The following is a 15,558-nucleotide window of genomic DNA, read 5'->3' on the forward strand; positions in this document are numbered from 1 at the left end:
CATTAGACAATAATATATTCCTTACTAAACAAATAATAAATCATTCATTAAATTCATGACAAAATTGTAAATATAGTAGCAAAATAACGAGGCAAAAATGGATCTAGCGACTCTAAGTATTAAACATAAAGTTTTCATATTAATAACATTCACACTAATAACAATTGTTTTAGGATTTTTCTTAAAAGATATAAAATTTGACTCCAACATATTAAAACTCATACCAAAAAATGCACAAATTGAACAAACTCTAGACATAGACAAAAGTAGTTCTCTATTATCAACAATAGTAATGTTTAAAGACAAAAAAAATATTTTCAATAAAGAAACTTTTAGAAAAATTAATGAAGTAGCAAATGATATAGTCAATATTTTAAAAGTAACACCCAACTCCGTTACGAGCATATTTACTTACTTCCCACAACTAAAAAAAGATGTATACACAGATGAAGATATAATCAATATAAAAAACAAAATTAACGCAACACCATTTATTAAAAAGCTATTTCTAAATGATGATGAAACTTTAATATACTTCATAATAATATCAACAACAGATACTAAGACAAACTTTAGTCGAAGCTTAAAAAACGAACTTGAAGCAATGGAAGACACAATTAAAAGACATGAAACTGATACTCTAAAACTTTACTTAACAGGAGATCTTGTAGTAAGAGAAAAAATACTCAATTATATGGCTGATGACTTTAAATTGTTAGGACCATTTGCTGCAATCGTAGTCATTGTATCACTCTATCTTATTGTAAAAAATATACTAGGAGCAATAATTCCCGTACTCATTGCAATATGTGCTTTAATTTGGACTTTTGGAATTAAAAGTCTTTTTATGTCTCCAATTACTGTTCCAGAAACAACAATGATAGTCCTACTAATTTCAATTGGATGTGCTAATGCTGTACATATAATAAATGGAGTATTAAAACAAATTAATAAAAATAAACCCTTAACCGAAACAGCCATCATAACTACAATTCAAACACTAAAAACACCAATAATTTTAACTTCTCTCACAACAGCTTTTGGCTTTTTATCGCTAATCAGTTCATCTATTCAAGCATATAGAACAATGGGAATTTTTATGTCACTGGGTGTCATTATTGCAATGTTTATGTCCTTATTAGTACTACCTGGAATATTAGTTAAAACACCATTTAAACATAATAACAAAAAAAACACTCATACTTTTCTTGAAAAACTTTCGCTAATAAACCAAATAATTACAAAATGGATATTAAATAACAAATACATTTCATTCACTATAACCGTAATAATTTTACTGAGCTCAATTATAGGACTCTTTAAAATAGAAATTAATTTCGATGAAAAAGATTATTTTAAAGAAAATACAAGTGTCAAACAAACACTTAACTTTATGCAAAAAGAAATAGGAGGAACCTCAGTAATTAAAATTGAAATTAATGGCACTCCAGGTGAATTTAAAAATGAACAAAAAATGAAAAATTTGGATTTAATTACAGATAATATTGATAAATTCAGTTATAAAACACAATCCAATTCAATAAATGGCATTATAAGACTTATGAATTTTAAATTTAAAAAAGAAAATCCCAAAGAATACAGATTACCTGAAAATCAAGCTGTATTAAACAAGCTAATACTATTAATTAGCAGAAGCAATTCCATTAAAAATATGACTAATATGTATATCAATAATGATTGGTCGCAAATATCAATCATTATAAGAACTGATCAAAATTCAACTGAAGGAATTAAACAATTTGCAGACTATGCAAGCAATGTGATTGATAAATATATGCCAGGACATGAATACCATTTTTCAGGTGCTTATGACAAAATACCTATATCACAAACTATGGTAAGAGAACAAATCACAAATATTATTACAACACTTAGTGCAATAGCAATATTGCTAATAATATTCTTTAAATCCATAAAAACTGGGATTATCATTGCAATTCCAGTAGCATGGTCGGTATTTTTAAATTTTGCAGTAATGAAACTTTTTGGAATAACATTAAATCCTGCAACGGCAACAATTGCCTCTGTTAGTATGGGCATAGGTGTAGATTATTCTATTCACTTCTTTAATGCATTTATATTAAACTATCAAGTAACTAAGGACTATAAAAATGCTTTACTTGAATCAATTCCTAACGTATTTAATGGAATATTTGCAAACTCAATATCGGTAGGAATAGGATTCTTAACATTAGTATTTTCAACTTACAAAATAATTGCAACACTTGGAGCAATAATAGCTTTTACCATGTTAACAACATCTATTGCCTCATTAACACTACTTCCATTATTAATTTATATATTTAAACCAACTGTTAAAACAATAAGTACAACAAAAGTGTAAAGATTACAAATAATATATCTCAAAAACATTAAAACACAAATTAAACTTAAAAACTTTATAAAATCAAAATAACAATTTAATTACTTCTTTCATACTATCTACAAGATGAAAATTTATACCATTTTTAATATTAATAGGAATATCATCAAGATCTACTTTATTTGCTTTAGGAATAATAATGTGCTCAACACCATTTCTCTTAGCAGCAATTATTTTGGCTTTCAATCCACCAATAGCCATTACATTACCTGTTAATGATAACTCTCCTGTCATAGCCAAATTGGGTCTTACAGTCTTATTAAGAGCCAGAGATATAAAAGCACTAGCAATAGTAATTCCAGCAGAAGGCCCATCTTTTGGAGTTGCACCCTCTGGAATATGCAAATGTATCATATATTTTTCAAAAAAGGACTTATGCAATTTAAGTTCATTACTTATACTATTGACATAAGTAAATGCAATATTTGCAGATTCTTTCATAACATCTCCAAGCCTACCTGTCAACTTAATACCAGGAGATTTAGATTCAGTCTTTACAGTCTCAATAATCAAAGTTGACCCACCATAATTGGTCCAAGCAAGACCCATTACCATACCTGGAGACATAGCTTTATCTAAAAATTTTTCTTTTCTAAATACAGGAATGCCAATATACTCTTCCAAATTTTCCTTAGAAATCTGATATGCTTTGACAGATTTATCTTCAACAAGCTTTCTTGCAATTTTTCGAACAATTTGTTTTAAATATTTCTCAAAATTTCTCAGTCCATTATCTCTAGCATATTCTCTAGCTATCTGAACAAGAGAAGAACTTTGAAATTTTAAGGAATCTTTATCAACACCATTTTCCTTTAAGACCTTTGGTATCAAATATTTTCTTGCTATCTCTATTTTTTCATCATCAACATATCCTGAGAGTTGAATTACCTCCATCCTATTTAATAAAGGTGTAGGTATTGTTTCAAGAGAATTGGCCGTTAAAATAAAAAATACATTAGAAATATCAAAAGGCAAATCAAGATAATGATCTCTAAAATTAACATTTTGTTCAGGATCTAAAACCTCAAGAAGAACTGAAAACGGATCTCCATAATGAGAAGACGATACCTTATCAATTTCATCTATTAAAAAAACAGGAGAATTTGTTTTTGTAATTCTGAGTCCTTGAATAATTTTTCCAGGTAATGCTCCTACATAAGTTCTTCTATGTCCTTTAATTTCTGATTCATCTCTTATACCACCTACAGAAAATCTAAAAAATTTTGTATTAAGAACTTCAGCAATAGCTGCTCCTATCGAAGTTTTACCAACCCCAGGTGGACCAACTAAAAGCATAATAGCCCCTTTTTGAGATTTTCTTAATTTAAGGACAGCAATATATTCAATAATTCTATCTTTAACCTCCCTCATGCCATAATGAGTTTTATCTAAAATTTTTTCTGCTCTTTGTAAATTAAATTTGTCAAAATCAACTTTAGTATCTCCCCAAGGAAGATTTGTAATAAGTTCAAGATAATTCCTAACCACAATATACTCAGACGAATGTCTCTCAAGAAATGAAAACTTCTCAAGCTCCCTTCCAACCGCATCTAAAGCTTCTCCTTTTAAAGCTAAAGCATCTATTTTGGATTTCATTTTTAAAAATTCACTATTCTTCTCATCTCCAACACCAAGTTCAGTCTTAATAGCTTTAAGTTGTTCCTTTAAAAAGAACTCTTTTTGTTGTTTTTCTAATTTTTCTTGAATACCTTTAGCAATTTTATTTTGAATTTCAATTAAGTTTAATTCTTCATAAAGCAATTCTAAAACCTTTTTAAGCCTATCCTTAACACTTAATGTTTCAAGCACCTCTTGATGAGATTCCTTTGAAGATGCTATCATTCCTGCAACAACATCACATAATCTACCCTTATCTTCAATATTCACCATGTTTAACTGAAATTCGGGCATTTTCCTATGTGAGAATATTTCTTTAGTTCTAAGTAAAATACTGCTATAAATTGCCTTCAAATTAACATCATACTTTTTAATTGGAATTTGTTTCAAATAATCAACTTCAATTATTGGAAAATCCTCATTAAGAACAACTTTAACAAAGTTAACTCTATCAATAGTGGAAACAAAAATATTATATCCACCATCAGGAAGATTAATTTTTTTTACAATTTTAGCAGTAACACCAACAGAATAAATATCCTTTTGATAATTAATAGTTAATTTACCATCCTTACTATTTCCTGATTTTTCTAAAAATTTATCACGCAAAACAAATAAAGAAATAATTCCATTACCTTTAATAACATAATCAACAGCCTTCATATCAATATCAGAAACTATAACAATTGGAATAAACATACTTGGAAATACAGGATGTGATGGCACAGCAATTAAAGGTACTCTTACGGGTTTATCAAAATGTGGCAAAATGCCTCCAGAGTTCTTTGAACGCTTCTTTTCCTTAGAAACAGTATCTTTTATTTCTTCCATAAAGTATTCAATCTCCCTAGATTTCATTATAACAAAAGAAAATTTTTATGAGAATTCATTTAATAATGAATTTTATTATTATACAATAATGTATAATGCTAATTTAACAAAATCAATGCTATAATAACAAATCTATATCATAAAAAAAATTATTCATTATTAAACCTATTCCATTCAAAAGGAATCATTCACACAATAATTTATGATTACACCATAGAAAAGTTTAAGTTAAATATAAATAACTTAGTAAAAGCCAATTTTGAAATAGTAAAAAAAAACAACTTATGCAAAATAATAGAAGTTAATGATGAAGAATTTATTGTTCGAGACTTAACATACGAAAAACTAACAATTATTAAACTATGGATCAAGCTTATTAATTTAAGTTTTGATGAAGGAGAATGCTTCAAACTATTTAACGAAGCTGCAGAAATGCTAAATAATCCAAGCTTAAGAAAAGCACAATTAATTGACTTGCAGTATAAAATAAGATTTTTAATAATCAAAGGACTTTTATATTTATCAAACTTATGTTTTAAATGTAATAAGCAAATAAAAGAAAATTATTATTATGATACACACATTCATGGTTTTAACTGCATCAAATGTTCCAATAATAAAAATCAGTACATTAATACAGAAAGTTTTAACTACTTAGAAAACACAACTCAAACAAATATAAACACAACTTTAAATACAAAATTAACTAATAGAACAAAAGAACTTCTAACACTTATGATTAAAAACAAACTCAATAGAGAATTTGAGCAAATATTACTCTAAAGAAAGCAAATTGGAACAAGAAATGAAAATCTGGGAAAAAAAAGAACTTAATATTGCAGAAGAAAATATAGTTAACATTAAAAAAAAATATAATATCAGTCTTTTTGAAGCAACACTACTACTTAACAGAGAAATTAAAGAAGAAGATTTCTTATTTTTCTTAGAAAGTAGTGTCAATTTAATGCACAACCCATTTTTTTTAAAAAACATAGACAAATTTATTTATAGAATAAATGAAGCTATTTTAGAAAAAGAAAATATATTAATCTTTGGAGATAAAGACGCTGATGGAATCACAGCAACAATAATAATGTATGAAACTCTTAAAGATTTTGGTATTAATGTAACTTATAAAATACCATCTAATGGAGAATTTTATGGGCTTACAAAAGAAGTTATTGATAAGGCATTTAAAGACAAAATAACACTAATAATCACTGTTGATTGTGGAATTTCTAACATTGAAGAAATAAACTATGCAAGATCAAAAAATATAGAAGTAATAATTACAGATCATCACCTTCCAAACAAAGAAATCGATACAGAAAATATTATCATAGATCCTCATTTAAAAGGTGATCTTTATCCATTTAAAGAAATAGCTGGATGTTATGTAAGTTTCAAAGCATGTCTTGCATTATATCTTTCTACTACCAATTTTTATAACAAAGACTTAATATTTATGTTTTTAGAAAAATTTGAAAACAATATAAAACTTCATGCAATAGAAATTAACAATTACATTTTAAAAAAACATATAACTCTAGACAATAATAATGATTTACAAATTAATATTAATCAAATAGAAGAATTTTCACAAAATAAATACATAATTGTATTTAATAAAATTGAACAAGCTCAACTTTTAAATGAATTTTTTAAACAAAAAATAGATATCGAAATAATTGATATTAATGAAAATTTCATAAAAAAATATCCCAAACATGCAAACAAAACACTAAAAGAACTTATGCAAATTACTAAATATTTCAAATATAGAGAAATTAATATTTATGAAAAACTGTACTATATGTTTTATAACATAATATTTGAAACAAACAAAAATTTACTGCAAAATTGCCTTAAAAGACTTAAATTTGTTGCAATAGGAACCATAGCTGATAATATGCCAATTATTGATGAAAATCGAATAGCTGTAAAAGAAGGACTTAAAGAAATAGAATTAAGAGAAAATATATCTATAAATTATCTATTAAAAGAAGTCAATATATTAACAAAACCAATAATAACTTCAACAGATATTGCATTTAAAATTGCACCAATATTAAATTCAACAGGAAGACTTGAAAAAGCAGACATTACAATACGATTTTTATTAAGTCAAGATACTAATAAAATAGAAAATAAATTTAAGGAAATCAAAAATATAAACACTTTAAGAAAATATAAAGAAGATATATCTTGGAATACGCATAATGAAAATACCATTTTTAAGAATGATAAATTCATAGTATGCTATGACAAAAATACTCCAAAGGGAATCAGTTCTAGAATGGCAACAAGACTTTCATCCTACTATAAAAAGGTCGCTGTCTTTCTTACTAAACAATCAGATATCATTAAAGGATCTATTAGATCAAATAATAAAGTAAATTCAAAAGAATTAATTTCAATGATACCAAAACATCTAATAATCAATTCTGGAGGACACAAAGCTGCTGCTGGATTTACATTGTATGAAAATGTACTAAACGAATTTATAAGAGAACTTGAAAATGCTCTTGAAAAGATAGAATATAAAGAACTACAAGAAGATTCAATACTAATTGATGCTATAATACCTCAAGATTTAAGTAAAACAGAACTTATCAAAACAATAGATTTATTTGAACCATATGGACATGATTTTAGAGAATTTATTTTAATGATGGAAAATGTATGCATTCAGGATATTAGAACAATTGATAAAAATGGAACTTCAAAACACATAAGCATGAAAATCATCAATAATATAGATTATTATAAAGCCATTTACTTTAATGGCACTCAAACTATTCAAGAACTTGGCATCAGAGATGGTCAAAATATAGACATAATATTCACAATTAGTGAAGATATTTACAATCAAAATGATAAAATTTTAAACTTATGCGATATAAAAAAGAGAAAAAATTAGTTCACAACATCAAAAAACTCTTATTTGTATTTACACTTGCATTTATATTTATAATAGGATTATTTAAAGTTAATGCAAAAAATAACGATATTACAAAAATATACTATAAAAAAGAAACCTTTCAAGGAGGCAACATTTATTTTATAAGCAATAAAAACTTTAAAAAATTATCTCTCTTATCAACAAATCAAAAACCCATTTTAAGTGCATCACCTTTTAAGTGTAATATAAGTAATAGAGACTACTATATAGCTTTAATAGGAATCACACCAATGATCAAAGAAGGAAAAAGAAAAATTCAAATAGAGTTTGAAAATAAACAATACATAAAGGAAATTGAAATCAAAAAATTCAAATTCAAAAAAACAACTGTCAAACTTAATAAAAGTAAATCTAAACTTATCAAAAGTCAACAATCACCTAAAGCAAAAAAACAAGCTCTAACATTATGGAATATCATTGGAAGTGTAGGCGATACAACAATTTATCATTACGATACATTTGTCCATCCAATAAAAGATAAATATCAAATAACTAGTCCTTATGGAGATCAAAGAATTTATATGCAAGACAACCAAAAAATATCAAGCCAAAAAATACATAACGGAAAAGATTATGCGCCATTTAAAAAAGAAAAAACACCTATTTTCGCAGCTGGTAGAGGAAAAGTAGTATTTGCAAAAGACAGAGAAATCACTGGAAAAACTGTTATCATTCAACATTTACCAGGAGTATTTACAATTTACCTACACCTATCAAAATTTGGAGTTAAAGAAAATACAATAGTAAATACAGGAGAATATATAGGTAATGTCGGAAATACGGGAATATCAACAGGTCCTCATCTACACTTTGAAATTAGAATTAATGGAATTGCAGTAAATCCAGATTTTTTCTTAGAAGAAATGCTTATTGACAAAAATCAAATAATCAATAACACTAAGAAGATAGAGTAAAAAAAGGGGGTGATTTTTTGGTAACTGTCAATGTTGACAAAAATGAAGGATTAGAAAAAGCATTGAAACGTTTTAAAAGAATGATTGAAAAAGAAGCAATCATCAGGGAATGGAAAAGAAGAGAATATTATGAAAAACCATCTACTATTCGTGTTAAAAAAGAAAAAGCATTCAAAAGAAAACAAGCAAAAAAAGTAAGAAAACTAAAACAAAAAATTGGTAAATAATAAAATCAGGATATTCATGTGAATGTCCTTTTTTTACATTAAAACTATTTAAATAAAAACATCCCGTGGTTTTGAACCATTCACAGGACCTATATATCCCATCTCTTCCATCAGCTCAATAATTCGTGCAGCTCTATTATATCCTATCTTTAAACGCCTCTGAAGATAAGACGCAGATGCTTTTTTAGTAGAACGAACAATTTCAAGAGCTTCTTCAAACATAGGTTCATCTGAAGAATTTATCACCAAAGTATCAGATTCAACAACACTATCAATAAATATTTCATCATCAATATAATTTGGTGTACCAAATTTTTTAACCTCTTCAACTAACTTATAAACTTCCTTTTCAGTTAAAAAACCACCTTGAATTCGTTGTGGAAAAGGCGTGATAGGACTAACATAAAGCATATCACCTTTTCCTAAAAGTTTCTCAGCACCTGATGTTCCAAGAATTATTCTTGAATCCATAGAACTAGCAACCATAAAAGAAATTCTTGAAGGAAAATTAGCTTTTATTACCCCAGTAATAACATCAACAGATGGTCTTTGAGTAGCAAGAACTAAATGCATTCCAACAGCCCTAGCCATAGCTGCAAGCCTAGAAATCAAATTTTCTAAATCCTTTCTTGCAGAGAGAATTAAATCTGCAAATTCATCAATAATTATTACCAAATAAGGCAACGGCACTTCATTTAATCCTTCTTCCACTATTTTCTTATTATAAGAATTAATATCCCTAACAAAAAAATTATCAAGAATAACATACCTTCTCTCCATCTCATCAAGACACCAACGCAAAGCCTCCAAAGCCCTATTTACATTAGTAATAACTGGAGTTAATAAATGAGGAATATCATTAAAAAGTTTAAGCTCAACTACTTTAGGATCTATTAACACAAGCCTAACATCATCTGGAGATTTTGAAAAAATAATTGAAGCAATAAGTGAATTTACACAAACTGATTTTCCAGCACCAGTAGCACCTGCTATTAAAAGATGGGGAGCAGTCACAAGATCAAAAACAACATTATTTCCACTAATTTCTTTACCAAGTGCAAAAGGCACTTTAAAATCATTTTGAAATTCTTGACTATTTATTATCTCTGATATCAAAATGAATTTTCGTCTCTTATTAGGTATTTCAATCCCAACAGCTTCTTTGCCAGGTATTGGCGCAATAATTCTAACTCTAATCGCTGCAAGACGTAATGCAATATTATCAGATATAGAAGTTATTTTGGAAAGCTTAATGCCTTTATCAGGACGAACAGCATACATCGTAACAACAGGACCTCTAATAATATCAATAAGTTTGGCATTAATATTAAATTCTCTAAAAGTTTCTTGCAAAAGCATCGCTTGCTTTTGAATTTCTCTCTCATATTCAACATCTTCAGTTTCATTCTCAGGCTCCCTTTGAGCAAAAACAGAAATATCTATTGAATAATTTTCATCACTTTTAACTTTAAATAAAGTGTCATTCTCATATTCATCTCTAACAATATTATTTATTATTCCATTATGCCTTATATCACTAGCCCTAATTTTTCCACTAACTACTAACCTACTATCCTCACATTCACTTCTCAAAATTTTATATTGACAATTATTCTCAGTATTTAAATCACATTGAACTTCTTGCAAAGATTCATCTTTTGGTAATTTATCATCCATTACCTCAGATTTAGAAAAAATAGTTTTATCCAAATCAACATCTAAAGATTTATTAGAATTTCGTAAAAACTCCTTAAAAGACCATAAAGCCTGATACTCTTCATCATTAATAATATTATCTTCCTTATTCAAAATACTATCTGAACTTATATTATTCTTACAATCTTTATAAACCTTAATATCTTTCTTAATCTTTAAAGTACTCAAAAAAGGCAAATAAGAAAACATGTTCTCAAACAAAATTTTCAATTTAAATGTTATAAAATGAAAGGTAGTTAAAATAAAACTAGCATCTTTAAAAAAGACATAATTTAAATAAACCCAAACAATAAGTTCTAAAATAAAAAGAAGACAAACAAATAAATTTCCAACTATAATGCCAAAATTACTCAAGAACCAATTAACAAAATTAGAACCCTCAAAATCAGAATTAATTCTCAACCAAAAGGTTAAAGTAAAAAATAAAACAACCGTATAATTCCAATTAAATATAAATTTTTTGCTAAACATATTATTGCAATAAACATACCAGTTTACAAGCGGATAAAGTATTAAATAAAACGACAAAAATGAAAAAGTATTAAGAAGCATATGCCCTATAAGATTAAATACAAAAAATATAAATATATTTCCTATAGGAGTTAATGCCACTAAAAGAGAAAATAGTATAACAGCCAACATAAAAAAGAATAAAAACTGAAAATAACGATAAAAATTCTTCATATTCTACTAACATCAAACAAGGAAATAAACTAAACTCACAACTGAAACTAAATAAATTGAAAAATAATACAGTTTACTATTCTTAAGCATCTTAACAAACAAACTAATTGAAAATAGTCCAAATATAAAAGCAAAAATTGCTCCCAGATTTATCTCAAAAATATTAAAAATTATATCAGACTTAAATAGATCATTATACTTTAAAAATAAACTTCCAAAAACAATAGGAATTAAAGATAAAAAAGAGATTTCAAGGGATTTTGTCCTGCTAAACCCAAGCAAAATTGACGCAAAAATCGTAATTCCTGAACGAGAAATACCCGGCATAGCCCCAATTCCCTGCATAATTCCAATCAATAAGCATGAAAAAAAAATGCTTTTTGATAGGTTGAACTAATTTAAAAATTTAAATTCTAAATTCAATCAAAAATAATAAAATACTTCACAATCCAATTATAAACGTATCATATGAAGCAAATAACACCTTAAACTTTTCTATAAAAATTCCAATCAATGCTGTAAAAAATGTGATTATTAATACAAGTAATATCAAGTTCAAATTTGAAGAATCTAATTCTGTCATTTTTGATTTTCTTAAAATAAATTTAATAAAAACCATTACAAGCTCTAATATTCGTCTTCGATAATAAATTATTACAACTAAAACTGTTGCAAAATGCAAATAAATATCAAATACAATTGGAAGATCAATGTTCATAAACTTTTTTAAAAGTAACAAATGGCCTGAACTAGATATAGGCAAAAACTCAGAAATGCCTTGAACAAAACCTAAAATAATAACCCTTAAAATATTATCCATTTAACTTCACAACCTAAAAACGTTTGGAAAATTTACCCATAATATACTCTATAATAAAATCCATTCCCTTTCTTTCATATAAAGCATCATATAATACAGAATAAACTAATATTTTTTTAATATAATTCCTAGTTTGTCCAAAAGGAATAGCTTCGATAAAAATTTCTTTGGGCAAATGCCCATAATCTTTTTCCCATTTTCTAACATTTCCAATACCACCATTATAAGATGCAAGGGCCTTATACACATCTTCCAACATGTCTATTCTTTTACGTAAATAATGAGTCCCAATAATAACATTATCCTTTGGCTGTTTCAAATCATAAGGATAGTATTTATAATATTTAATTTCTCTAGATACATCAGCTGATGTTGCAGGCATAATTTGCATAAGTCCGATAGCACCAGGTTTAGATACAGCATCTCTTTTAAAACTACTCTCAGCTTTTATTAAAGAAAATACAAGACTCGACTCAAGTTCCCTTTTCCCTGACCAATATTTAATTAAAGCCGTGTACAAACATGGATAGAGACGCTTATAATCATCTTTATTTAAAGCTGAAAAATCTTGCCTTACAAGGTAATTAATAGCAAGTATAGATTCATAATAATATTCATGTTTCACAAATTCATCGTAAAGATTACGGTAAAAATTAGGAGAAAATCTATAACCATTTTTAAAATCATTGGCAACAAACACACTAACATAAGAATACAAATTAAATTTTAAAAACCCTTCCAAAAACCTTTCATAATCGGACTGATCATAATTTATATCCAAAGCATTTTCAAACAAATCATTAATATTTTGATCAAGCAAATACTTACTCATAAACGATGCATAAGATATTTGATCATATTTAATAGCAGAACGCAAAAGCTCTCTATACTCACCTACTGACTGAGATTTAATAAATTTGTGATATATAAGTCTAGCATTAAGAAAAGCAAGCCTTGCTAAAACAGCATTGTCAATAACATTTTGACCATTATAATATAGTAAATATAAATTATCATAATCTCCAAGTTGTACAGCTTCTAAAATATATTCATCTAATACCTTAATAAAAGCAAAATTACCCTTATCTTTACTTGTATAAAAATTAGCTATGTTTTTAGAAAAATAATTTCTTGTATTTTTCATAAATATGAAATTTCTAAAAATTTCATTAAGCATTTCTAATCTATAAGGTTCATTTATAATAGAAGAATTTTCCAAATATTTAAGTATTGTCACAAAACCTACATCTTTCTTTAATTTTAAATTAATGAGCCCCAAATAATAATCTTTATAAACACTATCTAAATTACTAAAAAAAGATAATGCCTTGTTAATATAACCTAAACTTACAAAAGTCTTATAAACAACATTAAAAAAACAAAATTACTATAATACTTCTTAAAACTATCATCTAATATATTAACAGCACCTTTAAAATCACCATTAGCAACCAAAGCTTTAAATTTAACAAGACTTAAAAAAGTTGAATTTAAAAGATTATCTTTCCCTTCAAGAACAAGATAATCATGAGCCCTTACATGCAAATATTCTGCCGGCAAATTCTCAAACAATTTCTTGAAATAAATTAATGACGTATTAATATCAGAAATATTAAAATAAAGCACTGCTTTAAATAAAAGATTTTCATTTTCTTGTGCCTGCATGAAATCCATTTTTTCTAGCTTATTTAAAACTAAAAGAGCTTCATTATTCTTTTTCTGCCAATAAAGACTTTTAAAATATCCTAATATAATGAATTTATTATCATTATATTTGTTATAAAGTTTTCGACCAACAAGTTCTGCCTCATAATATTCTCTTCTAGAATTATAATATTCAAGAAGTTTTACACCAGCAAATTGAGATGCAATATTATTATTACTATTTATTGCTTTGTGCATATATTCTCTAAATTTTTCATCATACCCTATTTTTTTAAAAAGATAAGCAACATATACATAAGAATCTGAATCTATACCAAAATATTTATCAAAATTTTGTCCTACATAGTCAAAATTCCACAACCAATTTAAATGATTTAAATCAAAACTATTGATACTTTTTTTTAAAATATTGCTACTTAAAGATTCTTTCACAAATGAACAAGATAATAAATTCAATAAAAACAAATAAATAATTTTCTTAAACATTACTTTTTTCACATCTAGTAATTTTTTCTTCTTTATAAAAAGAACAATAAGAAATTGTAAAATTTTTAGGATTTAATATTTTAGAAAAAATCAAAAACAATGAAAAAAATATCAAAAGAAATAAAGAAACAAGACTTAAATAAAGCATAGAAGTTTGAATACGATCTTCTTTTAAATCAAGATCAAATTTAGGTTCTTCAACATCCACAGTAAAATTGTCTTTACCTAAATCCAAAGAAACATCATCAAATTCAACATCATCTAAATTTTTACTAACATCCGCAATAATATCTTCAACACTCAAATCATCAGAATAAGAATTTTGGATAACATACACATTAAAACTACTAGAATTATCATCCTTATCTTTAACTGATTTTACATCATTCTCAGAATTATCAAAAACATCATTTCTCTCATTAACATCAATAGAAACCTTATCCAAAGTAGAAATACCTTGATTTACAGAATATTGATCAATATCATCAAGTACATGTGCAACTTCTGTTTCTTCAATAGGATTATCTTCCAATTTATCTATTGTAGGGGCAAAATCCAAATTTTCTAAATCTAAATTAGACTCAGAATCTAACTCTTTACTTCCTTCACTTAACAATGCATGTTCATCCATATCATTAGTTAAATTTAAAGAATCCACTACTAAATCCAAATCATTCTCTTTATTTAAAAGCAAATCCTTAGAATTAGATAAATCATTAACATTACTTAAATCAAAATCCAAAGAATCATCTTGCTTTTCTTCAACAATACTGTCAAAACTCTCCTTGCGATTTGTATCTTGAAAATCAATAGGCAAATCATCTACTTTATCACTATTTAAAGAATCACCATTAACTTCATTTGTATTAACTGAAAGACTCATCAAACTCAAATCAAACTTGGTTTTATTAGTAATTCCATCACACTCTCCATAAACATAAAGCATCATAGAATCTATTTTGAAATAAATATTTACATTCAAACTATCTTTATCAAGATTATCTAAGAAAAAAGACCCAATAATAATGGGATTAGAAAAATTTTCATATTCACTAACATAAAAATCTAATTTTATATTGGTCTCATCTGCAAGTTTACCCAATACCATCTTCTTTACAGAAGTATCATCCAAGCTTAAAACTGAAAAATATTCATTATTAGAAAGCCTTATGCCCAAAAAACCTTTCAACAATTCCAACCTCTTTGTTCTTTTATAAAAAACAAATTTATAT

General features: G+C 26.5%; 8 protein-coding genes and 3 pseudogenes (1 of these 11 running past the window's edge). 6 read left to right on the forward strand and 5 right to left on the reverse strand.

Annotated features, from left to right (window positions below; all coding sequences use genetic code 11):
* Together leuS and BN1173_RS01290 are read left to right on the forward strand one after the other, a co-directional pair.
* Positions 1-87 (forward strand): annotated as a pseudogene (gene leuS / locus BN1173_RS01285) (leucine--tRNA ligase); it begins 2,447 nt to the left of the window's first position.
* A gap of 10 nt (positions 88-97) precedes the next feature.
* Positions 98-2,365 carry an efflux RND transporter permease subunit gene (locus BN1173_RS01290; RefSeq protein WP_014696134.1) on the forward strand — a complete coding sequence of 756 codons (2,268 nt, stop codon included), beginning with the start codon at positions 98-100 and terminating at the stop codon, positions 2,363-2,365.
* Between the two features lie 63 nt (positions 2,366-2,428).
* On the opposite strand, the gene lon is transcribed toward BN1173_RS01290, so the two are convergent.
* Positions 2,429-4,879 carry an endopeptidase La gene (gene lon, locus BN1173_RS01295; protein WP_180338384.1) on the reverse strand — a complete coding sequence of 817 codons (2,451 nt, stop codon included), beginning with the start codon at positions 4,877-4,879 and terminating at the stop codon, positions 2,429-2,431.
* 405 nt (positions 4,880-5,284) lie between these two features.
* On the opposite strand from lon, the gene BN1173_RS04515 reads away from it, so the two are divergent.
* The 4 genes from BN1173_RS04515 to rpsU are packed head-to-tail and all read left to right on the forward strand — an operon-like array spanning position 5,285 to position 8,955.
* A complete protein-coding gene (locus BN1173_RS04515; RefSeq protein ID WP_246040023.1) occupies positions 5,285-5,635 on the forward strand; it encodes a hypothetical protein in 351 nt (116 codons plus the stop codon).
* Between the two features lie 22 nt (positions 5,636-5,657).
* Positions 5,658-7,772: a single-stranded-DNA-specific exonuclease RecJ gene (recJ, locus tag BN1173_RS01305; RefSeq protein WP_040236103.1), complete on the forward strand. Its 2,115-nt coding sequence runs from the start codon at positions 5,658-5,660 to the stop codon at positions 7,770-7,772.
* The gene (locus BN1173_RS01310; protein WP_040236098.1) at positions 7,745-8,728 is read left to right on the forward strand and encodes a M23 family metallopeptidase; all 984 of its coding nucleotides are present in this window, start codon (positions 7,745-7,747) and stop codon (positions 8,726-8,728) included. Before recJ ends, BN1173_RS01310 begins: the two co-directional genes overlap by 28 nt.
* A gap of 17 nt (positions 8,729-8,745) precedes the next feature.
* Positions 8,746-8,955, forward strand: coding sequence for a 30S ribosomal protein S21 (gene rpsU / locus BN1173_RS01315; protein WP_012422030.1), 210 nt, complete (start codon positions 8,746-8,748; stop codon positions 8,953-8,955).
* Between the two features lie 48 nt (positions 8,956-9,003).
* On the opposite strand, the gene BN1173_RS01320 is transcribed toward rpsU, so the two are convergent.
* The 4 genes and pseudogenes from BN1173_RS01320 to BN1173_RS01335 all read right to left on the reverse strand — a co-directional run.
* Positions 9,004-11,355 (reverse strand): DNA translocase FtsK, encoded by a 2,352-nt coding sequence (locus BN1173_RS01320; RefSeq protein WP_040236100.1) that lies wholly within the window; start codon positions 11,353-11,355, stop codon positions 9,004-9,006.
* Positions 11,356-11,367: 12 nt separating this feature from the next.
* A pseudogene (locus tag BN1173_RS01325) lies at positions 11,368-12,175 on the reverse strand (undecaprenyl-diphosphate phosphatase).
* A 13-nt stretch (positions 12,176-12,188) separates the two neighbouring features.
* A pseudogene (locus BN1173_RS01330) lies at positions 12,189-14,326 on the reverse strand (flagellar assembly lytic transglycosylase).
* A partial coding sequence (locus BN1173_RS01335; RefSeq protein ID WP_246040024.1) for a hypothetical protein occupies positions 14,319-15,558 on the reverse strand: 1,240 nt, incomplete at its 5' end. The gene BN1173_RS01335 and the pseudogene BN1173_RS01330, both read right to left, overlap by 8 nt.

Origin of the sequence: Borrelia crocidurae (assembly GCF_000825665.2) — a bacterium.
In the GTDB taxonomy this organism is placed as follows: Bacteria; Spirochaetota; Spirochaetia; order Borreliales; family Borreliaceae; genus Borrelia; species Borrelia duttonii.

Coding starts and splice junctions, on each gene's coding strand:
- BN1173_RS01310 (WP_040236098.1), top strand. CDS start 7,745: ATGCGATATAAAAAAGAGAAAAAATTAGTTCACAACATCAAAAAACTC.
- recJ (WP_040236103.1), top strand. CDS start 5,658: ATGAAAATCTGGGAAAAAAAAGAACTTAATATTGCAGAAGAAAATATA.
- BN1173_RS01290 (WP_014696134.1), top strand. CDS start 98: ATGGATCTAGCGACTCTAAGTATTAAACATAAAGTTTTCATATTAATA.
- lon (WP_180338384.1), bottom strand. CDS start 4,879: ATGAAATCTAGGGAGATTGAATACTTTATGGAAGAAATAAAAGATACT.
- BN1173_RS04515 (WP_246040023.1), top strand. CDS start 5,285: ATGCTAAATAATCCAAGCTTAAGAAAAGCACAATTAATTGACTTGCAG.
- BN1173_RS01320 (WP_040236100.1), bottom strand. CDS start 11,355: ATGAAGAATTTTTATCGTTATTTTCAGTTTTTATTCTTTTTTATGTTG.